Annotated in this window: 22 protein-coding genes; 13 read left to right on the forward strand and 9 right to left on the reverse strand. The window is 67.3% G+C overall.

Features of this window, described 5'->3' with window-relative positions; genetic code table 11:
• Positions 1-28 precede the first annotated feature (28 nt).
• A complete protein-coding gene (dnaA, locus tag ABTW65_RS25340; RefSeq protein ID WP_350665348.1) occupies positions 29-1,753 on the reverse strand; it encodes a chromosomal replication initiator protein DnaA in 1,725 nt (574 codons plus the stop codon).
• 547 nt (positions 1,754-2,300) lie between these two features.
• On the opposite strand from dnaA, the gene rpmH reads away from it, so the two are divergent.
• From rpmH to ABTW65_RS25365, 5 genes are read left to right on the forward strand one after another with little or no spacing between them, the layout of a single operon-like run.
• Entirely contained in the window at positions 2,301-2,438 is a 138-nt protein-coding gene (gene rpmH, locus ABTW65_RS25345) for a 50S ribosomal protein L34 (protein ID WP_091044043.1), read from the forward strand.
• A gap of 25 nt (positions 2,439-2,463) precedes the next feature.
• Entirely contained in the window at positions 2,464-2,817 is a 354-nt protein-coding gene (gene rnpA / locus ABTW65_RS25350) for a ribonuclease P protein component (protein ID WP_350665350.1), read from the forward strand.
• Positions 2,814-3,134, forward strand: a complete 321-nt coding sequence (gene yidD, locus ABTW65_RS25355) for a membrane protein insertion efficiency factor YidD (RefSeq protein ID WP_350665353.1) — start codon at positions 2,814-2,816, stop codon at positions 3,132-3,134. The genes rnpA and yidD overlap by 4 nt, the downstream gene beginning before the upstream one ends.
• A gap of 4 nt (positions 3,135-3,138) precedes the next feature.
• The gene (yidC, locus tag ABTW65_RS25360; protein ID WP_350665355.1) at positions 3,139-4,128 is read left to right on the forward strand and encodes a membrane protein insertase YidC; all 990 of its coding nucleotides are present in this window, start codon (positions 3,139-3,141) and stop codon (positions 4,126-4,128) included.
• Complete coding sequence (locus ABTW65_RS25365; protein ID WP_502890669.1) at positions 4,125-4,646, forward strand: Jag family protein; 522 nt, start codon at positions 4,125-4,127, stop codon at positions 4,644-4,646. Before yidC ends, ABTW65_RS25365 begins: the two co-directional genes overlap by 4 nt.
• Before the next feature lie 108 nt (positions 4,647-4,754).
• On the opposite strand, the gene ABTW65_RS25370 is transcribed toward ABTW65_RS25365, so the two are convergent.
• Both ABTW65_RS25370 and ABTW65_RS25375 read right to left on the reverse strand, forming a co-directional pair.
• A complete protein-coding gene (locus ABTW65_RS25370; protein ID WP_350665357.1) occupies positions 4,755-5,510 on the reverse strand; it encodes a L,D-transpeptidase family protein in 756 nt (251 codons plus the stop codon).
• A 537-nt stretch (positions 5,511-6,047) separates the two neighbouring features.
• Positions 6,048-6,338, reverse strand: coding sequence for a GIY-YIG nuclease family protein (locus ABTW65_RS25375; RefSeq protein ID WP_350665359.1), 291 nt, complete (start codon positions 6,336-6,338; stop codon positions 6,048-6,050).
• A gap of 9 nt (positions 6,339-6,347) precedes the next feature.
• On the opposite strand from ABTW65_RS25375, the gene ABTW65_RS25380 reads away from it, so the two are divergent.
• The 4 genes from ABTW65_RS25380 (at position 6,348) to ABTW65_RS25395 (ending at position 9,620) form a co-directional block, all read left to right on the forward strand.
• Positions 6,348-6,569, forward strand: coding sequence for a hypothetical protein (locus ABTW65_RS25380; protein ID WP_350665362.1), 222 nt, complete (start codon positions 6,348-6,350; stop codon positions 6,567-6,569).
• A 12-nt stretch (positions 6,570-6,581) separates the two neighbouring features.
• Positions 6,582-7,322 (forward strand): 16S rRNA (guanine(527)-N(7))-methyltransferase RsmG, encoded by a 741-nt coding sequence (gene rsmG, locus ABTW65_RS25385; RefSeq protein WP_350665364.1) that lies wholly within the window; start codon positions 6,582-6,584, stop codon positions 7,320-7,322.
• Between the two features lie 89 nt (positions 7,323-7,411).
• On the forward strand, positions 7,412-8,404 hold the full coding sequence (locus tag ABTW65_RS25390; RefSeq protein ID WP_350665367.1) for a ParA family protein: 993 nt from the start codon (positions 7,412-7,414) through the stop codon (positions 8,402-8,404).
• A 175-nt stretch (positions 8,405-8,579) separates the two neighbouring features.
• On the forward strand, positions 8,580-9,620 hold the full coding sequence (locus tag ABTW65_RS25395; protein WP_350665369.1) for a ParB/RepB/Spo0J family partition protein: 1,041 nt from the start codon (positions 8,580-8,582) through the stop codon (positions 9,618-9,620).
• Between the two features lie 166 nt (positions 9,621-9,786).
• Here ABTW65_RS25395 and ABTW65_RS25400 read toward each other — a convergent pair whose 3' ends face one another.
• Positions 9,787-11,103, reverse strand: a complete 1,317-nt coding sequence (locus tag ABTW65_RS25400) for an aminotransferase-like domain-containing protein (protein ID WP_350665371.1) — start codon at positions 11,101-11,103, stop codon at positions 9,787-9,789.
• Positions 11,104-11,170: 67 nt separating this feature from the next.
• Here ABTW65_RS25400 and ABTW65_RS25405 point away from each other — a divergent pair, with 67 nt between their 5' ends.
• Positions 11,171-11,827 (forward strand): GNAT family N-acetyltransferase, encoded by a 657-nt coding sequence (locus tag ABTW65_RS25405; protein ID WP_350665373.1) that lies wholly within the window; start codon positions 11,171-11,173, stop codon positions 11,825-11,827.
• Between the two features lie 239 nt (positions 11,828-12,066).
• On the opposite strand, the gene trxA is transcribed toward ABTW65_RS25405, so the two are convergent.
• The 5 genes from trxA to ABTW65_RS25430 all read right to left on the reverse strand — a co-directional run bounded on the left by trxA (position 12,067) and on the right by ABTW65_RS25430 (position 19,305).
• On the reverse strand, positions 12,067-12,396 hold the full coding sequence (gene trxA, locus ABTW65_RS25410; protein ID WP_091044069.1) for a thioredoxin: 330 nt from the start codon (positions 12,394-12,396) through the stop codon (positions 12,067-12,069).
• Positions 12,397-12,513: 117 nt separating this feature from the next.
• Positions 12,514-13,488, reverse strand: a complete 975-nt coding sequence (gene trxB / locus ABTW65_RS25415) for a thioredoxin-disulfide reductase (protein ID WP_350665375.1) — start codon at positions 13,486-13,488, stop codon at positions 12,514-12,516.
• 184 nt (positions 13,489-13,672) lie between these two features.
• Positions 13,673-15,412 carry a hypothetical protein gene (locus ABTW65_RS25420; RefSeq protein ID WP_350665377.1) on the reverse strand — a complete coding sequence of 580 codons (1,740 nt, stop codon included), beginning with the start codon at positions 15,410-15,412 and terminating at the stop codon, positions 13,673-13,675.
• 69 nt (positions 15,413-15,481) lie between these two features.
• Complete coding sequence (gene murJ, locus ABTW65_RS25425; protein ID WP_350665378.1) at positions 15,482-17,119, reverse strand: murein biosynthesis integral membrane protein MurJ; 1,638 nt, start codon at positions 17,117-17,119, stop codon at positions 15,482-15,484.
• On the reverse strand, positions 17,116-19,305 hold the full coding sequence (locus tag ABTW65_RS25430; RefSeq protein ID WP_350665380.1) for a DUF6049 family protein: 2,190 nt from the start codon (positions 19,303-19,305) through the stop codon (positions 17,116-17,118). Before ABTW65_RS25430 ends, murJ begins: the two co-directional genes overlap by 4 nt.
• Positions 19,306-19,355: 50 nt before the next feature.
• Here ABTW65_RS25430 and ABTW65_RS25435 point away from each other — a divergent pair, with 50 nt between their 5' ends.
• The 3 genes from ABTW65_RS25435 (at position 19,356) to ABTW65_RS25445 (ending at position 24,130) form a co-directional block, all read left to right on the forward strand.
• On the forward strand, positions 19,356-20,807 hold the full coding sequence (locus tag ABTW65_RS25435) for a CCA tRNA nucleotidyltransferase (protein ID WP_502890671.1): 1,452 nt from the start codon (positions 19,356-19,358) through the stop codon (positions 20,805-20,807).
• Between the two features lie 108 nt (positions 20,808-20,915).
• The gene (locus ABTW65_RS25440) at positions 20,916-23,606 is read left to right on the forward strand and encodes a calcium-binding protein (RefSeq protein ID WP_350665382.1); all 2,691 of its coding nucleotides are present in this window, start codon (positions 20,916-20,918) and stop codon (positions 23,604-23,606) included.
• 68 nt (positions 23,607-23,674) lie between these two features.
• Positions 23,675-24,130, forward strand: a complete 456-nt coding sequence (locus tag ABTW65_RS25445; protein ID WP_350665384.1) for an SRPBCC family protein — start codon at positions 23,675-23,677, stop codon at positions 24,128-24,130.
• The last annotated feature ends 9 nt before the right edge of the window (positions 24,131-24,139 follow it).

Genomic DNA, 24,139 nt, shown 5'->3' on the forward strand with positions numbered 1-24,139 from the left:
CGGCGGCCGCGTACGACTGCTGGTTCGGTCAGGCCTGGCGGGCCTGCATCTTGACGCGGTTGGTGAGCTCGGAGACCTGGTTGAAGACGGCCCGGCGCTCGGCGAGGAGCTGGTTGATCTTGCGCTCGGCGTACATGACGGTGGTGTGGTCGCGGCCGCCGAAGTGCTTGCCGATCTTGGGCAGGGAGTCCTCGGTGAGCTCACGACACAGATACATGGCGATCTGCCGGGCCATCACGAGATGACGCCCGCGCGAGGGCCCGGTGAGCTCGTCGATCGACAGTCCGAAGTACGCCGCGGTCTGGGCGATGATCAGGCCGGCGGTGATCTCGGGCTCGCCGCCCTCGGGGATCAGGTCCTTGAGCACGATCTCGGCCAGCGTCAGGTCGACGTCCTGCCGGTTGAGGTTGGCGAACGCCGTCACCCGGATCAGCGCACCCTCGAGCTCACGGATGTTGGTCTGGATCTTGCTCGCGATGAACTCGAGCACGTCCGGCGGCGCGGTGAGCCGTTCCATGGCGGCCTTCTTCCGAAGGATCGCGATGCGAGTCTCGATGTCAGGCGGCTGGACGTCGGTGATCAGACCCCACTCGAACCGGTTGCGCAGCCGGTCCTCGAGCGCCTCGAGCCGCTTGGGCGGACGGTCGGAGGTGAGCACGATCTGCTTGTTGGCGTTGTGGAGCGTATTGAAGGTGTGGAAGAACTCCTCCTGCGTCTGGGTCTTCCCCTCCAAGAACTGGATGTCGTCGATCAGCAGGACGTCGACATCGCGGTAGCGCCGTTTGAACCGGTCCTGCCGGTCGTCGCGGATCGCGTTGATGAACTCGTTGGTGAACTCCTCCGAGCTGACGTAGCGCACCTTCGCCCCGGAGTAGAGACTCCGCACGTAGTGACCGATCGCGTGCAGCAGGTGGGTCTTGCCCAGACCGGACTCCCCGTAGACGAGCAGCGGGTTGTAGGCCTTGCCCGGCGCTTCGCTGACCGCGACCGCGGCTGCGTGCGGGAACCGGTTGGAGGACCCGATGACGAAGGTCTCGAAGGTGTACTTCGGGTTCAGCCGGGTCTCGAGGACGTTGTGGCTCGGCTCGCTCGCCCGCGTGGGCGGACCTGGGACGAGCGGACGCGGCGGAACCGGCTCCTCGACGGGGGCCACCGGAGGCACCGGTGGATTTGTCGACATGTCGCCATATCCAGGACGCGCGTCGTCGTGAGGCGGAGCCGGCTGCTGAGCGGGTGGCGGAGCGATGGGGGCCTGCGGCGCCGAGTACGCCGCGGGCGCGCCCGCGTCCTCGTGCGGCGCGGGCGCCGGCGGGATGCCGGGGATCAGGCCGGGCGAGTTGGGCGGATATACCGACTGATGTGGGAACGCCGACTGGTTCGGGAAGGGCGACTGCTGCTGAAGTGCAGCAGCGGCGGCAGCATCCGCCGCAGCGATCTCCCTCTCGGAGATCATGATCGCCTGGGTGTCGGGATCCGGGGTGACGTCGAGATCGGGGTTCACGGTGACCGCGATGCGGATCTCGCGATGGAAGATCTCGCCCAGCGACCGCTCTAGGGAGCCGCGCAGGCGGCCCTCGATCTGGTTGCGGGTGAAGTCGTTGGGGACCTCGACGATCGCGGTCGACCCGTGCAGGGTGAGAGGCTCGCTGTCCCGGAGCCAGGCGCGCTGGTTCGGCGGAAGCTCGGCGACCACCTTCGTCCATGCGGACTGGAGATCTGGCTGTGGTTCTGGCGCGAGGCCGGAGTGCTCCACAGGTTCCTGCCTTCCCTGATGGCTCGGGTGGTGGTCTTGTATTGATGCAGCCTGGATTGATGCAGCGGTCTGGTCTACATCCTCCACAGACTTTTCCACAAGCTGTGGAGCATCCCCGAATGTAGGCATCGGAGATCCACCGAGACACTTCGCCGTCCTCGAGAATCCGACCGTTTCGGCAGGTCAGGCGGGAAAACAAGTTCCCTGCGTGGCATCCCCCCGAATGCGGCCGATGCTCCTGACGATGTGCAGGGAAACCTCGGTAGAGGACGAAACTACCGGTTGGCGAGGGTCACGGGCAACCCGTCCTCCACAGGTGGAGGGCGAATCACAGGCGTGTGATAGGGCGCGAGTTTGACCCTGGTTTCGCCGTCCACGTACCGTTACTAGGTCCGTCGAATCTACGGGCGCCGCATGTCCACGCCTTGGTCGCCGAGGCGCGGACGGGCGGTGTTTGTTGAAACGGCCCGCCTGGAACCACCGAGGGCGACCCCATCAGACCAGCCGGCAGAGCGACGCCGGCCACCACACAACTAAGGAAGCACCCGTGAGCAAGCGTACTTACCAGCCGAACAACCGCCGCCGTCACAAGACGCACGGTTTCCGCCTGCGCATGCGCACCCGTGCCGGCCGCGCGATCCTCGCTGCGCGCCGCGGCAAGGGTCGCAAGAGCCTGACCGTCTGAGGCCGCGGCCTCAGCCACCACGCGCGTGTTGCCACGTCGCCACCGACTGGTCGATTCGTCGGGCTTCAAAGAAGCAGTACGACGGGGCAAGCGCGCGGGCTCGAAGAGCCTGGTGGTCCATCTGCTCGTCCCCGGAACCGGCTCAGCTGCCGACCGGGAGAGCGAGCCGCAGGTGGGCTTCGTGGTGAGCAAGGCCGTCGGTCCGGCCGTCGTCCGGAATCGCGTGAAGCGCAGACTGCGTCACCAGGCCCGGGAGTCCCTGAGCGGACTCCCGGGCTCTGCTGTGCTTGTGGTCCGTGCGCTTCCTGCTGCAGCCGAGGCAGACTACGACGCCCTGGGCGCCGACCTGCGGCGCTGCCTGGAGCGAGTGCTCCGATGAGCACTGCGGTCCGCGTCGTACGTGGCGGTCTCGACAAGATCAACCTCCTGGTCGCGTCCGTCCTGATCGGACTGCTTCACGTGTGGCGGACTCTGATCAGTCCGCTCTACGGCGACGTGTGCCGCTACTACCCGTCGTGCTCGGCGTACGGGCTCGAGGCCGTCAAGACGCACGGCCCCTGGCGCGGGAGCTGGCTGACGGCGCGCCGTCTGGCCCGTTGCGTCCCCTGGGCCAAGACCCGGGGCTTCGATCCCGTACCGACCAAAACCCCTGACCTGGTCCGCGTAAGTGCGGACTCCCCAAACCGAGGAGCCTGATTCCGTGGGAGCCATAGGCGATCTGTTCGGATGGATCGCAACACCGCTGTATTACGCCATCTCGGGCATCCTGCTCGTCTGGCAGAAGGCGTTCTCGTACGTCATTCCGTCTGAAGGTTGGCAGTGGGCCCTGGCCATCGTCGGCCTGACCGTGACCATCCGCGCGCTGCTGATCCCGCTGTTCGTGAAGCAGATCAACTCCAGCCGCAACATGCAGCTGCTGCAGCCGAAGGTCAAGGAGCTGCAGAAGAAGTACGGTCACGACCGCGAGAAGCTCGCCAACGAGACGATGAAGCTCTACAAGGACTCGGGCACCAACCCGTTCGCGTCCTGCCTGCCGCTGCTGCTGCAGATGCCGATCTTCTTCGTGCTGTTCCGCATGCTCGAGCACGCCTCGGACGGTGTCGGCAAGGGCTTCCTGAGCGACGCCGCCGCGCACGAGTTCGCGACGTCGACCTGGCTCGGCTCGCTGCTGTCGGACCAGTTCACGACGGCCGACCACATGAGCACGTACTTCCTCACCGGGTTCCTGGTCGTCGCGATGATCGCGACCACCTTCCTCACCCAGCGTCAGCTGATGTCGAAGAACATGCCGGCCGACGCCATGACCGGTCAGTACGCCCAGCAGCAGAAGCTGCTGCTCTACGTGCTGCCCGTCGTGTTCGCCGTCGGTGGTATCGCCTTCCCGGTCGGGACGATTCTCTACTGGACCTCCTCCAACCTGTGGACGATGGGCCAGCAGTTCTACGTGATCCGCAACAACCCCGCACCGGGGACGCCGGCGTTCGACGCCAAGCAGGAGCGCGAGCGGGAGAAGCGCCGCAAGAAGGGTCTGCCCGAAGCGGAGATCGACATCGCCGAGGCCAACGAGGCTGCGGCCGAGAAGCGGCCTGCGAAGCGCGCCCAGCCCAAGAGCCAGACCAGGAGCCAGCGGAAGAAGGCCGGCACGAGCGCCGGTCGCTCCACGACCCAGAAGGATGGGGGAACCAAGTGACGACTCAGGATGTGAGCGAGACCGAGACCGAGGCTGTGGAGGAGGTCAGCGAAGAGACGCGCCTCAAGCAGCTCGAGCAGGAAGGTGACATCGCGGCCGACTACCTCGAGGAGCTCCTCGACATCGCCGATCTCGATGGAGACCTCGACATGGACGTCGAGGGCGACCGTGCGGCCGTCTCGATCGTCGGTGGCGATCTGCAGCAGCTGGTCGGCCGCCACGGCGAGGTCCTGGACGCGCTCCAGGAGCTGACCCGGCTCGCCGTCTACCGCGAGACCGGCGAGCGGTCCCGCCTGATGCTCGACGTCGGTGGCTACCGCGCCGACCGTCGCTCGACGCTCATGGCGCTCGCCGATGAGACCGTCGCGAAGGCCAAGGAGTCCGGTGCCCCGGTCTCGCTCAAGCCGATGTCGCCCTTCGAGCGGAAGGTCGTCCACGACGCCGTCGCCGCCGCCGGGCTGACCTCGGAGTCCTCGGGTGTCGAGCCGCGGCGTTACGTGGTCGTCCTGCCTGAGTGACGCTGACACAAAGAGATCGCCCCTCGTGCCGTGTGGCACGAGGGGCGATCTCTTTGTGAAGGTGTTTCACGTGGAACGTGGTCTCGACAGCCTCGACCACCGGTGCGGCTAGGACCAGTAGACGACGACGCGGTCACCGATGCGGATCTGGTCGAAGACCCACGCGATGGACGACTTGTTGCGTACGTTCACGCAGCCGTGGGAGCAGCCGTTGTAGCCGCGGGCGGCGAAGTCGGACGAGTAGTGCACCGCCTGGCCGCCGTTGAAGAACATCGCGTACGGCATCGGCGTGTGGTAGATCGAGGAGACGTGGTTGCGGCTCTTCCGGTAGACCTTGAACGCGCCCTCGCGCGTCTTCGTGTCGGAGCAACCGAAGCGGGCGTCCATCGCGCGGACGATCTTGCCGGCGCGTACGTAGCGCATCCGGCGGTCGGTCTTGTCGACGCAGAGCACGCGGCCAGTGAGGCAGCGACGGTCGAGGTTGAACAGCGCCGCGTCGGTCGGCGTGCTCGTCATCGAGCGGAGCCGGTCGAGGGTGCGCTGGTTGACCTTGCCGGTGATGGCCAGACGCTGGTTGCGCTGGAAGACCTTCACAGCGCCGGTCGTCTTGGAGCCGTAGTTTCCGGTGACCCGGCCGCTGTAGATGCGTCGCTCCTTGAGGCGGGCCTGGACCTTGCGCACCCCGAGGCCGGTGGAGCCCTGCTGGTAGAGGACGGTGTACGCCGTGTGCAGCCCGATCTGCCCGACGGAGGCCGACGGTGCAGTGGCCTGGGCGCTGCTCGGCGCCGCGATCGAGCCCAGGGAGAATCCCAAGGCGAGGATGGTGGTGAGGAAGATCGCCACCGGGGTTCTACGGACGTTCACATCAGCTCCGTGGGTCATGGATGGTGGCCCGGTCGCACGGGCCGCTGGAGTCGCACCCCGAGTGCGACGTTCTACGACTAAGACGTTCAAGCAGCGTGCGCGGTTGCATCAGATTCACGAGGCTGCCCGCGGACTTTAGCGCACCCCACGCCCGTACGACGCCTTTACGAACGCTTCTGCGGATTCGTTGGGCTGACGTTCTTCTGGGCGTCTCCAGCCGGGTGGGTTTCACGTGAAACGGGTGGTCGTTCCCGTCGAGATCACGCCGTCTCAGGGAGCAGGTCCAGTCGGTCATCGAGCCTGTCGAGATGACGCCGCGCGCGCCTACATCTCGTGGTCTCGACAGGCTCGACCACCGCATCCCGGTCATCGAGCTTGTCGAGATGACGTGGCGTGGGGAGGAGGTTCGGTGGTCTCGACGAGCTCGACCACCGGCTCACCTACGAGGTCCCGCATGTACATGGGGTGGTCTCGACAGGCTCGACCACCGAGGTCTGGTCATCGAGCTTGTCGAGATGACCTTCGCTGCTGAGTGGGTCAGGGATGTGGAGTCGACGATGTGTTGGCCAGGCGTGGAAGTTCGCCGAGCTGCCCTCTGATGAGCGCGAGACGCTTGGCCCTACTCCAGTTCTGGATCTGCTTCTCCCGCATGAACGCATGCTCGACGTTGTCGTACTGCTCGTACCAGACCAGTTCCACGGGGAGCCGATGCCGGGTGTACTCCGAACCGAGCCCGACGCGGTGCTCGGTCATGCGGCGTTCGAGGTCGGTCGTGCTACCCACGTAGAGGGTTCGGTCGGCGCAGAGAAGCATGTATGTGTAAGCCATGTCCTCATCATGAGCGCGACCACCGACAGTCTGGAGGTCGAGCTTGTCGAGACCTCTCTGTTCAACGGCGTGGTGGTCTCGACAGGCTCGACCACCGGTGGGGTGGTGGTCTCGACAGGCTCGACCACCGGGTTCGGTCATCGAGCTTGTCGAGATGACGTTGTGCGTACGGGGGCGCTGCGGCTCGACAGGCTCGACCACCGGGAGTTCTTGGTTGTGCGTTTCACGTGAAACAGTTTGTGTGTGAGCGAGGAACGCGAGGACTTGGGTGGTCTGGGGGAGCTCGACCCTCGGGCGGAGAAGGTGTTTCCGGCTGATCGGCTCGAGCTCGCGGAGAGGTACGCCGCCTGGCTGGCCGACGCGGGGGTCGTGCGGGGTCTAATCGGACCGCGGGAGGTTCCGCGGCTGTGGGATCGGCACATCCTCAACTGCGCGGTGCTGGGGGAGGTGATCCCTGAGGGGGTCGCGGCGGCGGACATCGGGTCTGGTGCTGGACTCCCCGGTTTGGTCCTTGCGATCGCTCGCCCGGATCTGCAGATCACGCTGATCGAGCCGCTGCTGCGGCGTACGACTTTTCTCGAGGAGGTCGCCGAGGATCTCGGGCTCGAGAACGTGTCGGTGCTGCGGGGGAGGGCGGATGCCTTCCATGGTGAACTCGGGTTTGACGTGGTGACCTCGCGAGCCGTCGCCGGCCTGGGCAAGCTGCTCGACTGGTCGATGCCGTTGGTCGTCCCCACCGGTGCGCTCGTCGCGATGAAGGGGTCGAGCATCGAGGCGGAGATCGACGAGGCCGACCCGGCTCTGAAGAAGTGGGGATGCGCGCCGCCGACCGTCTCAGAGCTCGGTGTAGGCGTTTTGGAGACGACAACTGTCGCGGTTCGGGTGGTTTGGTCGGATCCCGCACGGGTAGATTGGCCGCCGGTCCCGAAGGGCGGCCAGAAGGGGCCCAAGGGCGGGTCTCGAAAGAAGAAGCGCCGCCGCTGAAGGTGGTCGAGCTTGTCGAGACCACGAGATTTCGGGCGCGAGACGTCATCTCGACAAGCTCGATGACCGAACGATGAGGATGAGGAAACATGCCGTACGACGACGAGAGCGCTCAGAACGCCGTTTCACGTGAAACCGACGAACCGGTGTCGATCAGGCTCCGTACGGCCGGGGACATCGCGTCCTTCGAGAACGACTACGCCACCGAGGCGACACCGCTGGCCGCTGCCGCCGAGCACACGCTCCTGGCGCGTGGTGCGGCTGGCAACCGGCCGCCGCTGCCGCGCCCGGCGAGCACGCGCGTGATCGTCTCCGCCAACCAGAAGGGCGGCGTCGGCAAGACCACCTCGACGGTGAACATCGCCGCGGCGCTGGCCCAGCTCGGTCAGAAGGTTCTGGTCATCGACCTCGATCCGCAGGGCAACGCCTGCACCGCGTTCGACGTCGACCACTTCCAGGGCACCCCGGGGACGTACGAGGTCCTGGTCGAGGGAGCCCCGCTCGAGAACGTCGTCGTACCGGTCCCGAAGCTCGAGGGGCTCGAGCTGGTGCCGGCGACCATCGACCTGGCCGGCGCCGAGGTCGAGCTCGTCGAGGAGGACGGGCGTGAGCAGCGTCTGAAGGAGGCGCTGGCGAGGTCTCCCCGTGTGGGTGACTCGGAGGACCGATGGGACTACGTGCTCATCGACTGCCCGCCGTCGCTGGGACTGCTCACGGTCAACGCGCTCGTCGCGAGCACCGAGGTGATGATCCCGATCCAGGCGGAGTACTACGCGCTGGAGGGTCTGGGCCAGCTCCTCAAGACCGTCGAGATGGTGCGCGCCGCGCTGAACCCGACGCTCAAGGTCTCCTCGATGCTGATCACGATGTACGACGCGCGCACCCGCCTCGCGTCGCAGGTCGCCGAGGAGGTGCGCGAGCACTTCGGCGACACGGTCATGCGCACGTTCATCCCCCGCGCCGTGCGCGTGTCCGAGGCGCCGTCGTTCGGGCAGACGGTGATGACGTACGACCCCGGCTCGCCGGGCGCGCTGAGCTACCTCGAGGCCGCCAAGGAGCTCGCCAAACAGAGCGAGCACTGAGGTGATCGAGCTTGTCGAGATCACCAGCAGAGCAGCACAGAACTGACGTGAATCGCGGTGGTCGAGCTTGTCGAGACCACAGGCAGAGCAGCACAGACTGACACGAGAATCCCGGTGGTCGAGCTTGTCGAGACCACCATCAGCAGCATGGAACTGACATGGGGGACATCCAGATATGAGTAAGCAGCCGCCGAAGCGTGGCCTCGGACGAGGTCTGGGCTCGCTGATCCCGACCGCTCCGCCCGCTGGCGGAAACGAGTCGGCGGACAGCACTTCTGTCCAGCTGGACGTCCGGCATTCGGACCTTTCCGCTGGAGCGACTTCTGGCCCATCCGTGGACCCCAGGTCCACCGACTCGGCGGAAGGCCGCCAGATCGAGAATTCCGATCTGGCGCCTGTCGACGGCGCATATTTCGCCGAGCTGCCGGTCACTCAGATCCACCCCAACCATGTGCAGCCTCGTCAGGTCTTCGACGAGGATGCGATGGCCGAACTGGTCCATTCGATCAACGAAATCGGCCTTCTGCAGCCCATCGTCGTCCGGAAAGTGGCGGCCGACTCCTACGAGCTGGTCATGGGTGAGCGCCGGTGGCGCGCCACCCAGCAGGCCGGCCTCGATGTCATCCCGGCGATCGTCCGCGAGACCGACGACACCGACATGCTCCGGGACGCGCTCCTGGAGAACCTGCACCGCTCGCAGCTGAACCCCCTCGAAGAGGCGGCCGCCTACCAGCAGCTGCTCAACGACTTCGAGTGCACCCACGACGAGCTGGCCCAGCGGATCGGTCGGTCGCGGCCGCAGATCTCCAACACGATCCGGCTCCTGAAGCTGTCCCCGTCGGTCCAGCGCCGGGTCGCCGCCGGCGTGCTCTCTGCCGGTCACGCCCGGGCGCTGCTCGCGGTCGACGGCGAGGCGCAGCAGGACAAGCTGGCTCAGAAGGTGGTCGCGGAGGGCATCTCCGTACGCGGCCTCGAGGAGATCGTCGCCCTGGGCGACCCTGAGGGCGACGCCTTCGCCACTCCGCGCGTGCGGCGAGCCAAGCCGACCGCTCCTGGGCTCAAGGAGATCTCCGACAAGCTCTCTGACCGCTTCGACACGCGGGTCAAGGTCGATCTGGGGCGCTCCAAGGGAAAGATCACCGTCGAGTTCGCCACGCTGGACGACCTGCGTCGGATCGTCGAGCTGATGTCGCCCGCTCCCGACGAATCCATTTAGGCATTAAGCGCTAAAGCGCTTTGTCGACAAATAGATTTCTAGCTTGATGACAGGACGAGTGGTCTCGACAAGCTCGACCACCGGTGATGTCCAGTCATCGAGCTTGTCGAGATGACGGCGGTAGCGGGGCGGGTGGTCTCGACAGGCTCGACCACCGGCGACTGAGCTACTGCGTGTTCGTCGAGGGGTGCTCTGCGCCGCGGATGGGGAGTCCGGGGATCGGGCCGGTGGCACCGAACGTCTCCAGAAGCTCCATCTCGGCCTCGATGACACCCGCGAGACGGCGTACGCCTTCTCGGATCCGCTCCGGGGTGGGATAGCAGTAGGAGATCCGCATCGAGGAGGCGCCGAAGCCGTCGGCGAAGAAGCCGGTGCCGGGGACGAACGCGACTCGCGAGGTGACCGCGCGCGGCAGCATCGCCTTGCTGTCGATGCCGGAGGGGAGCGTCAGCCAGACGAAGAAGCCGCCGTCGGGCTTGGTCCACGTACAGGCCGCGGGCATGTAGGCCTCGAGCGCGTCGAGCATGGCGTCGCGGCGCTCGCGGTACATCTCCCGCATCTGCTTGATCTGGCCCTGCCAGTCGTGGTTGGAGAGGTAGGCGGAGACGGCCATCTGGTTGAACGGCGGCGGACAGAGCGTCGCGGACTCCTGCGCGAGGACCAGCTTCTCGCGGATCGCGGAGGGGGCCAGCGCCCAGCCGACCCGCAGGCCGGGGGAGAACGTCTTGGAGAAGGATCCGAGGTAGATGACACCCGGGTCCTGGGCGCGCATCGCCGGGCGAGGCTCGTCGTCGAAGCCGAGGAGGCCGTAGGGGTTGTCCTCAAGAACCAGGATGTCGTGGCGCCGGCAGATCTCGAGGATCTCGGTGCGGCGCTCGGGCGTCATGGTGACGCCGGTCGGGTTCTGGAAGTTCGGGATCGTGTAGAGGAACTTCACCTTGCGGCCGGAGGCCTTGGTGGCGACGATCGCCTGCTCGAGCGTGCTCGGGATCAGGCCGCTGGCGTCGACCTCGGCGTGCACGATGTCGCACTGGTAGCCCTTGAAGACACCAAGAGCGCCGACGTACGAAGGGGCCTCGCAGATCACCACGTCGCCCGGGTCGCAGAAGACGCGGGTGACCAAGTCGACGGCCTGCTGGGAGCCGACGGTGACGACGACGTCGTCGGGGTGGGCCTCGATGCCCTCCAGGCGCATGACCTCGCAGATCTGCTCGCGCAGCACGGGATCACCCTGGCCGCCGCCGTACTGCAGTGCGGTCGGGCCCTGGGTCAGGATGAGGTCCTTGATCGAGTCGCCGACCACGTCCAGCGGGAGGCTGGAGATGTTGGGCATGCCGCCTGCGAGCGAGACCACCTCGGGCCTGGCTGCCACGGCGAAGAGGGCCCGGACCTCCGAGACCGTCATGCCTGCCGTGCGCGCGGCGTACCGGTCCGCGTACGGGTCGAGGCGGGATGATGTTGCGCGCTGGGGAAGATCAGTCATGGTGTCACCATCATGAAGGATCGCATACGCTGGTGACAGACCCTTAACCCAGGATCAATGGTGAGACATGGCACGCCGCATCCTGCCCCTGACGCTGGATCTCTTCGCCGAGGTCCCGGCGCCGTGCCGCGCCTGCCTGTTCTGGGAGCGCGATCCCGTCGGCCATCGCCGCGTCGATTCCTCGGAGACGATCGGGGTCAAGGAGGCGTGGATCTCCGAGGTGCTCCGCGAATGGGGATCGTGCGGGCGGGTGGCCGTGGTCGACGGTACGCCGGCGGGGTTCGTGCTCTACGCGCCTCCGGTCTTCGTCCCACGGGTCGCCTCGTTCCCGTCCGGACCGGTCTCCGCCGATGCCGTCCTGATGACCACGGTGTGGATCGACCCGCGTCGTGCCGGCGGCGGGATCGGCCGGATGCTGGTGCAGGGAATGGCCCGTGATCTGGTCCAACGCGGTCAGTTCCGGGCGATCGAGGCCTTCGGCGACGTGGGACCGCTGAGCGGCATCCACGGCCGGCGCTGTGCCGCCCCGGCCGACTTCCTCGGCCGGGTCGGCTTCAAGACCCACCGGGACCACCCCACCGTGCCGCGGATGCGGATGGACCTGAAGCAGACGGTCACCTGGATCGACGATTTTGAGTCCGCCTGGGAGCGGCTGCGGGAGGTCGTACGTCCACGCAGCCACCCGTCACCTGCCTCCACCGAGCTGCACCGCGACGGCGAGTGAATGTTTCCCGTGAAACGGTGATGGTCGAGCCGGTGGTCGAGCCTCTCGAGACCACCAACCTCACCCGGTGGTCGAGCCTGTCGAGACCACAACTCTCCGCCACAACTGCAGTCTCGCCCGCCATTGGTGCCAACTCGCCCGCCACAACTGAAGTCTCGGCCGACGCAAGTGACGTCTCGGCGAAATGACGATGGCCCGCCACCTCAACAGGTGGCGGGCCATCGTTGTGACAGCTGGTGTCAGCCGATGAACTCCTGCAGCTCCTTGAGGAGCGCGGCCTTCGGCTTGGCGCCGACGATGGACTTCACGACCTCGCCGCCCTGGTAGACGTTGATGGTCGGGATGCCGGTCACGCGGTAGGTGGAGGGGGTGACCGGGTTCTCGTCGACGTTCATCTTGGTGAACGTGACCTTGTCACCGTGCTCGCCGGCGAGCTCCTCGAGGATCGGGGAGACCTGACGGCACGGGCCGCACCACTCGGCCCAGAAGTCGACCAGGACGGGCTTGTCGGACTTCAGGACGGTCGAGTCGAACTCGGCGTCGGTCACGGCGGTCATGTTGTCAGCCACGATGGGTTCCTTCTTCGGTAGGGACGTGTTGGGGAGGTCTGATGAGTTGAACGCTTGGCCTATGTGCCGCATTCCCGGTGGTCGAGCCTGTCGAGACCACCACCGTAGAGGCACGGATCAGGCCGAGACGGCAGCTGCCTCGGCGTGGGCCTGGTGGGCGAGGAACTTCTCCGCGTCGAGCGCGGCCTGGCAACCGGTGCCGGCAGCGGTGATCGCCTGGCGGTAGACGTGGTCGACCAGGTCACCGGCGGCGAAGACGCCCTCGATGTTGGTGGCGGTGGTGCCGTCCTTGGTGAGGACGTAGCCGTCGTCGTCGAGGTCGACCTGCCCGGTGAGCAGCTCGGACCGCGGGATGTGGCCGATGGCGATGAACAGTCCGGCGCACTCGAGGTCGCGCAGCTCACCGGTCTTGGTGTCCTTGACGGTGATGCTCTCCACGGAGAGCTCGCCGTTGATGGACTCGACCACGGAGTTCCAGGCGATCTCGAGCTTCGGGTCGGCGAAGGCGCGCTCCTGCATGATCTTGGAGGCGCGCAGCTCGTCGCGGCGTACGAGCAGGGTGACCGAGGAGCCGAAGCGGGTCAGGAAGAGGGCCTCCTCCAGGGCGGAGTCGCCACCGCCGACCACCACGATGGGCTTCTGCCGGAAGAAGAAGCCGTCGCAGGTGGCACACCAGGAGACGCCCTTGCCGGAGAGCTCGTCCTCGCGGGGCAGGCCGAGCTTCTTGTAGCCCGAGCCGGTCGCGAGGATGACGGACTTCGCGTAGTGGGTGTCGGTTGCGGTCTTGATGACCTTCACCGGGCCGGTCAGGTCCATCTCGATCACGTCGTCGGGCTCGAGCTCGGCACCGAAGCGCTCCGCCTGGGCACGCATGTTGTCCATCAGCTCGGGGCCCATGATGCCGTCACGGAAACCGGGGAAGTTCTCCACGTCGGTGGTGTTCATCAGGGCACCGCCGGCGGTCACCGACCCCTCGAAGACGAGGGGCTGCAGTCCGGCGCGGGCGCTGTAGACCGCTGCGGTGTAGCCCGACGGGCCGGAACCCACGACGATCACGTTGCGGGGGTCGGTCAGGGACGACGGGGTCGGCATCTATGGCTCCTCAAGTGTGGCTGGCGAACTGCACAACAGATCGTAGGCCACGTACATTCCAGGGCCCTGAACGCCGAGACGTCACCTGCGTCGGCCGAGGTGTCACGTACGTCGTGCGACGTGGCATCTGGGTAGACACTCGAGCGGCCGGAGTGACGTCTCGGCCGACGGGAGTGACGTCTCGTCAGGAGACGGGGGTGCCGAGTACCTGGATCTCGTTGACCTCGGTTCGGTAGCCCCCGTTATAGGGCGGCAGACCGGTGATCCAGACGAGTACGTAGCTGCCCTCGGGGGCGTCGTCGAGCTTGATCTCACCGGTTCGCCCGACGCTGCCCTCGCCGGCGCTGTTGCCGGTTGGGTCATCGTTCCACGTCGAGTCACCGACGTAGACCGAGATGTCGGTGGGCTCGGCGTTCATGTTGAACTTGACGCTGTCCACCGCGTAGTCGCCCTTGAGGTTGAGCACGATGCCGATGCCAGGCTTGAGCGACTGGGGACCGTCGCCGATCTGATCGTTGTAAGTCTGGGTGCGCCAGTTGGTGGAGGGGTCGTTGGACCCGTCGACAACGCCGCCGACGAGGTCGGGGTACTCCGTGGGCGGGTCGCCGTGGGGGTCGAGGTCCTTGGCGGTGATGCCCTTGATGGGGGTCGGCTTGGCCTCAGCTGTGGTGTCGCCGCCGTTGTTGCCCGTGCCGGGGTTCTCGGCGGTCGTGTCGGGGTCGTCGCCGATGATGTTCCAGGCGATCGAGCCGGCGATGAGGACCAGCACCACGAGGGCGACGCCCATGGCGATGCGGAGCCAGCTGGCGCCGGGCTTGTCGTTGTAGTCCGGCTCCTCGGCGATCGGTACGTTGGCGCCGGTCCACGGGCCCTGCCAGCCGTTGTAGGAGGCATCGGGAGCCACCGGCCGGCGGGCGGCGGGCGGCGCCTGCTGCGGGCGCTGCGGCGCCACGTAGCCCGGGGTCTCGTCGGCAAACAGCGGCTTCGACGGGGTCGGGTCCTGCATCGGCGGCGGGGAGGACGGGCGCTGGCGCTGGGGGCGTACGGCATCGGGGGCCACGCCGATGGCGTTCGACGCGGCCTGTGCCTCGGCCGGCTCAAGCGTCGGCGGGGCCATCGCCTGGGTTTCCTCGTCGATGGCGGCGGGCCGGTTGAGCGGCGCGGTCGGCTCACCGGAGAAGCCGGCGAGCGCGGAGTGCAGCTCTGCCGCGGTCAGCGGCGGCATGTCGGCGCCGCTGCCGAGCACCCTGTCGCACAGGTCGTCGAGAGGACGCGGTACACCGGCGCGTACCTGCCGGGGACGGAGCACGCGGCCGTGGTCGCGGGGCGCGGGAGGCATCGAAGACAGAGTCTCGCCGGCCCACTTGCCGGTCAGGGCGGCGTACAGGACACCGACGGCGTCGACCCGGTCACGGCGCTGGGAGTCACGGGTGTCGGGGTCGATCCCGTGCAGTGCGGCGTCGACACCGAAGCCGATGACGCGCACCGCGCCGAGGTCGTCGAGCAGCACGGCCTCGGGGTTGAGCCGGCCGTGGGCGTGGCCCTGATCGTGGGCCAGGACCAGCAGGTCGGCGACCTCGGAGGCGATCCAGGCAGCCTGCTGCGGCGGCAGCGGGCCACCGGCAGCCAGCGCGTTCTCCAGCGACGAACCCTCGCCCCACTCGTTGACGACGTACGCCACCTGGTCGGTCTGGGCGGCGTCGAGGACGCGCAGCATCCGGGGGTCACCGACGGCGGCGGAGTTGCGGGCCGCAGCCATCAGGCGCGGCGCGCGCTCGTCGCGGGCATCGAGGACGTGCACCGCAACCGGGCGCCCGAGCACCGCGTCCTGGGCGCGCCAGAAGCGTCCCTCGCGGGACTCGCTCAGCAGATCCGTCAGCTGGTATCTGCCGGCGAGGACGTCGCCTGATTGCGTGAACTCCATATCGGACCCATTCTTTCAGACCGTGCCAGACAGTGAGGCGGCTGTCCGATGGTGGTCAAGGACTGGTGCTCAACGACGCAGCCGTCGGGCGACCTGTTGCACCATCGTGGTCAGCTCCTTGACCTGGGCAGCCTGCGCCCCGAGGAGCAGCATGCCGAGATGCAGCGCCCCGACGATAGCGGCCCCGATCAAGGCCAGCACCATCGTCGGCTCGTCGTTGATCATGCCCAGTGCCGTGCGGAGCAGCCACGCGGCGGCAGCGGCGACCGCAGTCACCATGACCAGGCGCGCGAGGAACCCGAGCAGCCCCCGACCGTCCAGGTCTCCGAGCGTGCGCTTGAGCACGACGTACGAGACGACGGAGCCGACCAGGTAGGACAGTGTGTAGGCGCCGGCGAGCGCGGGCGCGGTGTACTCCGCGGAGACGGCCTTCGTCAGCAGCACCGCCGCGACGATGTTGGTGGTGGCGACCGAGCACTGGATGAAGAAGACGGTGCGGTTCTTCTCCAGCGAGTAGAAGCCGCGCAGCAGCAGGTAGTGGATCGTGAAGAAGACCAGCCCGGCGGCGAAGATCGACAGCGTCGGGGCGTACTCCTTGAACGCGTCGGCGCCTGCGCCGTAGCCGAACAGGATGTGAGCGATGTCCTCGGAGAGCACCGGGAGCAGCGCGGCGATCGGGATCACGATGGCGAGCGCGTTGCGCAGCTGGTGCGACAGCGTACGTCCCAGCTCGGGCAGCTCGCCGGCGGCGCCGTAGCGCGACAGGAGCGGCAGGATCGCCGTCGCCAGGGAGACGGTGATGATCGAGTGGGGCACCTGGGTGACCAGGAAGCTGTTGGAGTAGACGGTGTATCCGGTGCCGCCCGCGGCCGAACCGGTCGAGGCCAGCCGCGTCACGATCGTGTACGCGACCTGGTTCACGACCACGAAGAGCACCGTCCACATGCCCAGCTTCGCGGTCTGCGAGAGCCCGGCTCCGCGGAAGTCGAAGCGCGGGCGGAAGCGTACGCCCACCTTGTGCAGCACCGGCAGGAGCAGCAGGAACTGGAGAACGATGCCGAGAGTCGAGCCCAGCCCCAGGAGGATCTCCTGGCCGGTGGTGAAGCCACCGACGTCGGAGGGACCGAAGACGACGAGGTAGATCACCAGGGTCGAGATCGCGATGATGTTGTTGGCGATCGGGGCCCACATCATCGGGCCGAAGCTGCCGCGGGCGTTGAGCACCTGTCCGACCAGCACGAACATCCCGTAGAAGAAGACCTGTGGTAGGCACCAGCGGGCGAAGTCGATTGCCGACTCGAGCTGGGCCTCGTGATCGGCGTTGTACCAGTCGGCGCCGAGGTAGAGGCGCATCAGCAGCGGCGCGCCGATCACCAGGAGGATCGTGACGACACCGAGGAAGAGCCCGGCGAGCGTGATGATCCGGTCGGTGTAGGCGGTCCCGCCGTCCTCGTCGTTCTTCTGCGCCTTCACCAGCTGCGGCACGAGCACCGCGTTGAAGACACCGCCGGCCAACAGGATGTAGAGCATGTTGGGCACGGTGTTGGCGATGTTGAAGACGTCCGCGTGCAGCCCGGAACCGAGGGCGGCTACGAGGAGCGCTGAGCGGATGAACCCGCTGGCCCGGGAGAAGAGCGTCCCCGCGGCCATGACCGCGCTGTTGGCCAAGACCGAGCCTCCGCCGGACTTCTGCTCGGTGGCTGTCACAGTTCCCCTGTCGTACGTGCCTTCTTGGCCTTCATGATGCGCCGGGTGAGACGCACGGCGATCGCCGCGAAGAGTAGCGCGCAGCCGGTGCCGACGAACCACCAGATCACTCCGCTCACCTGCGAGGGGCGGATCGGGACGGAGGCGTGGGCGCCCAGCGGGTTGCCCTTGGTGTCGGTGACGACGATCAGGGCGGTGTGGGTGCCTGTGTCGCGCATGCTCGCGGCGAGGTTGAAGCTGGCTTTGGAGTTGGCGTCGAGCTGGACCGGCTCGGAGGTGGCGACCCGCAGCGAGTCGTCGGTGATCGCGTCCAGCCGCACCGTGACGGGCTCGTCGAGCTCGTTGCTCAGGGTGACCTGGAACTCGCCGCCCTTCATGCTGGACAGGATCACCTTCGGCGGTACGTCGACGGTGACCGAGCTCAGCTCAGAGCTGACCTGGCTCAGCGCGTCGGCGGCCGGGTCGGCGTCACCCTTGCGGGCGGAGTAGGAGGTCGTGGTCAGGGCCTCGTTGACGATGTCGGAGGCGACCTCGTCGTTGTGGGTCAGGATCCGCTGCAGCATCTCGCCGGCGCCGATGAGCTCGTTGGCCGTGTCGATCCGGTCGGTGGAGATCTCGGCCTTCATCTCGCGGCGGGGGTAGCGGAGCTTGTCGGCGGTGATCGGCGTCGGCTTGTGCCCGGTGACGGCCTCGTCCAGCGTCGAGGACGCGATCCAGGCGGCGTTGTTCCACGGGGTGACGAACGAGGCCGCGGTCTGCGGTGGGTGCCAGCCGTCGGGGATGACCGCGACGAGCGGCTTGCCGGAGCCGCGGAGCAGGGCCGCCTCGGCGGCGAGACGCTGGCGTACCGAGATGGCGTCGATGGGGTCGTTGGGCCCGGGGCCGCCCGCGGCGGCGCCGGAGGAGGTCACGATCATCTGGTGGCCGTCGAGGTCGGCAACGACCGGCTTGGTGCCACGGAACATCCTGTCGCTGACCAGGTTGACCGCACCCGGCTCGAGCAGGTTGACCGCGGCGCGGTCGAGGTAGCCGGTCGGCGGAGCAACGGCCGAGGTTGCCTTGATGCCGAGCTCGGCGAGCGACTGGGCGGTGTGCTCACGCGCCGTGGCCAGCAGGTCGGGGTCGGTGGTGGCGAGCGCGGAGAGGTCCGGGTCGGCGTACGGGAGGGCGAGCAGGTTGTGGCCGGCGAGCGCGTCCTCGAGGCGACCCAGCCAGACCGTCGCGGCCTTCTGTGCGGCCTCGGCCTCCTCGTCGATCGCCTTCTCGGCGTCGGTGTCGGTGCTGGGCGAGGGGCTCGGCACCAGCGCAGAGGCCGATGGCGACGCACTCTGGCTGCCGCTCTCCTCAGGCTCCTCCTCGCCCTCGTCCGTGGGCGCCAGGTTGCGGGCGGGATTGCCCTCGGCGAGGTTGCGTACGGCATCGATCAGTGCCGGGTCGATGGCCCAGGTCAGGTTGGGCATCTCGGCGCCGGTCTCGAGCATCCGGAAGAGGCGTCCGCCGGCGCCCAGGTCGCGGGTCCAGCCCGGGAGGTAGTTCACGCTGCCGTCGCCGTTGTAGACCACGCTGCGCCGCAGCGGCATGACCAGCGAGACCTTCTCGGCCTTGGCCTTCTTGTTGGGCTCCTTGACCAGCGGAAGGAAGGTGCGCGCCCGGCCGTCGGCGGTGTTCGGTGTGGTGGCGCCCAGCGCGTGGACCCCGAACCAGTAGACCCCGGCCTCGCTGACCTGCAGCAGCTTGCGCGGCACCGAGAGCGACCACGAGTAGGTCTCACCGGGCGCGAGGTCGGGGATCGCTGCGTACGTCCCCTCGGTCACGATCCGCTCGCCGACCAGGGAGTCCGCGGGCATCTTGGCGGCCTCGGCCAGCTCCGCGGAGGTGGTCATCGGCGTGTCGCCGACGAACGGGTAGACCTTGACCCCGTGCCACTCCTCCTGAGTGGTGTTGGTGATCTTGCCGCCCACGGTGATCCGGCCCTTGGTGCGGCCGTCGAGGCTGACCGTGTCGAGCTGGTCGATGCTCATCGCCAGCGGGTCGGGCTCCTCGGGCTCCTCCGCGGCCCGGGCCGGAGCGGCCAGCGTGGTCGCGGAAAGCATCAGCAGAAGGGGTGCCAGCAGCACCAGGACGAGTGCGGCGGTGACTCGCCCACGTGGCCGTGGCGGCCTCGCCTGATGCTGGCGGACTGGCATGACTTCGAGAATATCTTTCAGGGGGTGCGGTCCTCGTAGACTGCGGCGTTGTGTCCGACAGCCAGCTTCCCCCGATCAGCGTCGCCGATGTTCAGCGATCGGTGACTGCTGAACTGGACCGTATCGCACCTGTCATCGACTCCCTAGGTGAGGTCTTCGCTCGCTCGGGCTTCGAGCTGGCCCTGGTCGGCGGCCCTGTCCGCGACGCGATGCTCGGCCGTCCGCACAACGACCTCGACTTCACGACCTCGGCCCGGCCCGAGGAGACCGAGAAGATCCTGCGTACGTGGGGTGAGGCGCTGTGGGACATGGGCCGCGACTTCGGCACCATCGGCACCCGCAAGGGCCCGTGGCAGGTCGAGGTCACCACCTACCGCTCCGAGGCCTACGAGTCCGACTCCCGCAAGCCGTCGGTGGCCTACGGGACATCGCTGGCCGACGATCTCGTACGCCGCGACTTCACCGTCAACGCGATGGCGGTGCGGCTTCCTGGCCGTGAGGTCGTCGACCTCTACGGCGGTGTCGTCGACCTGGCGACCCGGGTGCTGCGTACGCCGGGGACGCCGGAGGCGTCGTTCTCCGACGACCCGCTGCGGATGATGCGGGCGGCGCGGTTCGCCGCTCAGCTCGGTTTCACGGTCGCGCCCGAGGTCGTCGCCGCGATGAAAGACATGGCGTCGCGGATCTCGATCATCTCCGCCGAGCGGGTTCGCGACGAGCTGGTGAAGCTGATCTGCGCTCCCTACCCGCGGCGTGGCCTCTCGCTGCTGGTGGAGACCGGGCTGGCCGAGCTGGTGCTGCCCGAGCTGACCGCGCTGCGGATGGAGCGCGACGAGCACAACCGCCACAAGGACGTCTACGAGCACACCCTGACCGTGCTCGAGCAGTCGATCGACCAGGAGGCGCGCCTCGGTGGCGGGCCCGACTTCGTGTCCCGGTTCGCGGCGCTGATGCACGACGTCGGCAAGCCGCGCACCCGGAAGTTCCACGACGACGGCACCGTCTCGTTCCACCACCACGACGTCGTCGGCGCCAAGATGACCCGCAAGCGGATGAAGGCTCTGCGCTTCTCCAATGACGAGATCGAGGCGGTCTCCTCGCTCGTCGAGCTGCACCTGCGCTTCCACGGCTACGGCGACGGTGAATGGACCGACTCCGCGGTCCGTCGTTATGTGAGGGATGCCGGCGACCAGCTCCAGCGGCTGCACGTGCTCACCCGCGCCGACTGCACCACCCGCAACCGCCGCAAGGCCGACCGCCTCGCCCGCACTTACGACGCCCTCGAGGCGCGCATCGAGCGGATCTCCGAGGAGGAGGAGCTCGCCGCCCTCCGCCCCGCCCTCGACGGCAACCAGATCATGTCGCTCCTCGACATCCCTCCCGGGCGCGATGTCGGTGCTGCGTACAAGTTCCTGATGGACCTGCGTCTCGACGAAGGAATCCTCTCCGAGGACGAGGCCTCCAAGCGGCTCCTCGACTGGTGGGCCGAGCGCTCTTCCTGACCCGATCGGGCTATGTTCTTCCTGGTCTCGCGACCATTACCTTGAGTCGGCGCTCTGTCTCGGATCGTCATGCGCGTCCAGTACCGATCCGACTCGGAGGCTTGTGCAGTGTCTCGATCCCGTCTCGCGGTCTTTGCGGTGCTCCTGCCGCTGGCCGCCACAGGTGTCAACGTCGTCCTCACCTCGCCGGCCAGGGCGGCCGATCCGGTCGTGACCTCGTGCTCGGGCCTAGCGGTGACCGTCGATCTGAGTCAGGAAGGCACCGCCCCGACCGAAGGCGATGACGTCATCGTCGGCACGCCGAACGTCGACGTCATCCATGGTCTTGGCGGAGACGACGTCATCTGTGGTCTCGGCGGTGGAACCGGTCAGGGCTTGGACCAAGATCAGGTCTACGGCGATGACGGGAACGATCACCTGGTCGGCACAGCGGGTGGCGAATGGCTTGCCGGTGGCGACGGGAACGACGTCCTCGATGCCGGCGAAGGCAGGGACTACTTGTTGCCGGGAATGGGCAACGACACCTTGAGCGTCATGGGCGGACTGGCGGACACGGTCCGTTATTCCGATGTCCCGGTCGGCGTGCATCTCGACACCAATTTGTGTGGCGAGCAGAGCGGGGAGCCCGCTGCCACGCAGGATACGGGCGCTGGCGTCGACGGCCTGCCGTGCTCGGCCCTGCGGATCGTCGGCAGTCCGCAGTCGGACGAACTCTTCACCCGTGACGACGTAGGCGAGTATGTGTCTGGCGGGGAAGGAGACGACGTTCTCTACGGCAGCCAGATGCGCACCGCCGTGAGCCTGGATGGCGACGACTACCGCGGTGGTGGGGGGATCGACACGTTGAACTTCAGCCGTGTGTCGCTGCGCCTGCACCTGGAGTCCGCACCCTTGGATACCTCGACCTATTACCAGTCAGGTGGGGCGGGTGATCTCGATGTCTCCAGCATCGAGAACCTCGTGGGTGGTTCCGCGGACGACACCCTCAAGACGCCGGAGTTGAGCAACCACCCAGCGGTCCTCGACGGCGGTCCGGGCTACGACAGGCTGCGTGGTGGTCGTGGTGCGGACACCTTCGCCGACCCCTCCGCCAGCGTCGTCTCGGGAGCGACGACTTCGGTCACGATCGACGGCACTGCCGGGACCTTCAGTAGCGGCGACACGTTCACGGTCGCCCCTGGAGTGATGGTCTGGGGATCCCCTGGCAACGACGTCATCCACGCCGGGCGGCTGTGCACTGTTCACGGGAACAGCGGGGACGACATGTTCGTGATCGATGCCGCGGTAGCACCCGACTGCGTGCCCGGCGAGCAGGGAAGTCTCACCGGTGGTGACGTCGGGGATCGGCTCACCCTGGCCGGTCTGAGTGAGCCGGTGACGTACACCTTGGGCGAGGCTGCTCTGACCACTCCGACGAAGACCATTGCGATGCCGGCGGTCAAGGGCCTCGCGCTGGTAGGCACCCGCTTCGACGACATCCTCAGCGGCGACGCCGAAGACAACACGATCGATGGCGGATCGGGAAACGACGTCATCCGAGGTGGTGCAGGCCAGGACACCGCGTCGTATGAGTCGGCCAGGGCAGGTGTCACGGCCTCGGTGACGAAGGCGACCGGGGGCGGTGGAAGCGACACGATGGCCGACATCGAGAACCTGACCGGAAGCCGCTATCGCGACAATCTCACCGGTGACGCACCGGCGAATGTGTTGCGTGGCGGCGACGGCGACGATCTGCTGTCGGGCGGTGTGGGCGCAAATGTGATCAGCGGTGGCGTCGGAAACGACACTGTGGTCAGCGGGTCCGGCGACGAGAGTCTGGCGTGCGACACCGGGACCGACACTGTTTCGTACGCCGCCGCCGGATCATCGATCAAGTTCACCGACGCGAGTCCCCATTCGGCGTTCAACGTCACTGGTGGCGGCGGCAACGACCGAGCGTTCAGTTGCGAGAACGTGACGGGCTCCAGCTTCAACGACCACATCACCGGTAACGGCGGTAGCAACGCGCTGAGTGGCGGTGGTGGCAGTGACACCATCAACGGTGGTGGTGGCAATGACACGGTGTCTGGTGGCGACGGCAACGACACGCTCTACGGCAGCACGGGCAATGACCGGGTGCTCGGTGGGACGGGCAATGACAACCTTCGTGGCAACGCCGACAACGACGCGGTCGACGGCGGCAGCGGAACCGATACCGTCCTCTACGACTACGCGACGGGCCGTGTCACGGCTTCGATGAGCCGCGCCACTGGCGCCGGCGTCGGTAGCGACACCGTGGCAGGCGTCGAGAACATCACCGGTGGCGGGTATGCGGACAATCTGACGGGCAACGGCGTTGCCAACGTGGTTGTCGGCGGCGGTGGCAACGACACCCTGGTCGGTTCCGGGGGCAACGACAGATTGCTCGGCGGTAGCGGAAGCGATGTCCTGCGCGGCGATTCGGGCAACGACTCGGTGGATGGCGGATCAGGCACGGACAGGGCGAGCTTCACCACTGCGACAGGGCGGGTCAGCTCGACCACGACCTTGGCATCCGGTGGTGCCGGATCCGACCGGATGGCCGGGATCGAGAACCTCACTGGAGGTGCCTACGCCGACCGGTTGACCGGCAGCAGCGCAGCCAACGTGATCCAGGGCGGCGGGGGTGTCGACTATCTGTACGGGGCTGGCGGCGCCGACAGGCTCTACGGCAACGGGAGCGACGACCGTCTGTATGGCGGCACCGGCAGCGACTACGGCGACGGTGGGACCGGACGTGATGTCGCGTACTCGGTCGAACGTCGAAGAAACATCCCCTGACTGTCCGGCGAGATTGACATCTGAGCTCCTACTGTCCATCGAGCCATACTGACGGTACGGTTCCGCGTATGACGACGATCACAGATCTCGAGGCAACGACCGCCATCAACGCGACGCCGGCTCAGGTGTGGGCCGCGATCACGGACCTTCCGCGGATGGCTTCGTGGAGCCCGCAGGTGGTGAAGACCGTGGTGTTCGGCCAGGTCAAGGAGGGCACCCGCTTCTTCAACATCAACCGCCAGGGCTGGAAGCACTGGCCGACCAACGCCAAGGTCGTACGCTTCACGCCCCACTCCGACTTCGCGTTCCGGGTCGCTGAGAACACGACGATCTGGTCCTTCCAGATCGAGGAGACCGCTGAGGGTTCGCTGGTCACCCACCGCCGCGAGACCCCGGACGGCATCTCCGCGCTCTCCCGCTCGCTGACGAATGCCGTGCTCGGCGGTCAGGAGAAGTTCACCGAGGAGCTGCGTACGGGCATGGCCACGACCCTCGCCAAGCTCAAGGCCGACCTCGAGGGCTGACCCGATCGG

Source organism: Nocardioides sp. NPDC127503, from assembly GCF_040302165.1.
Classification (GTDB): Bacteria; Actinomycetota; Actinomycetes; order Propionibacteriales; family Nocardioidaceae; genus Nocardioides.

Coding starts and splice junctions, on each gene's coding strand:
- yidD (WP_350665353.1), top strand. CDS start 2,814: ATGAGCACTGCGGTCCGCGTCGTACGTGGCGGTCTCGACAAGATCAAC.
- ABTW65_RS25375 (WP_350665359.1), bottom strand. CDS start 6,338: ATGGCTTACACATACATGCTTCTCTGCGCCGACCGAACCCTCTACGTG.
- ABTW65_RS25380 (WP_350665362.1), top strand. CDS start 6,348: ATGAGCGCGACCACCGACAGTCTGGAGGTCGAGCTTGTCGAGACCTCT.
- ABTW65_RS25390 (WP_350665367.1), top strand. CDS start 7,412: ATGCCGTACGACGACGAGAGCGCTCAGAACGCCGTTTCACGTGAAACC.
- ABTW65_RS25395 (WP_350665369.1), top strand. CDS start 8,580: ATGAGTAAGCAGCCGCCGAAGCGTGGCCTCGGACGAGGTCTGGGCTCG.
- ABTW65_RS25400 (WP_350665371.1), bottom strand. CDS start 11,103: ATGACTGATCTTCCCCAGCGCGCAACATCATCCCGCCTCGACCCGTAC.
- ABTW65_RS25405 (WP_350665373.1), top strand. CDS start 11,171: ATGGCACGCCGCATCCTGCCCCTGACGCTGGATCTCTTCGCCGAGGTC.
- trxB (WP_350665375.1), bottom strand. CDS start 13,488: ATGCCGACCCCGTCGTCCCTGACCGACCCCCGCAACGTGATCGTCGTG.
- ABTW65_RS25420 (WP_350665377.1), bottom strand. CDS start 15,412: ATGGAGTTCACGCAATCAGGCGACGTCCTCGCCGGCAGATACCAGCTG.
- ABTW65_RS25430 (WP_350665380.1), bottom strand. CDS start 19,305: ATGCCAGTCCGCCAGCATCAGGCGAGGCCGCCACGGCCACGTGGGCGA.
- ABTW65_RS25445 (WP_350665384.1), top strand. CDS start 23,675: ATGACGACGATCACAGATCTCGAGGCAACGACCGCCATCAACGCGACG.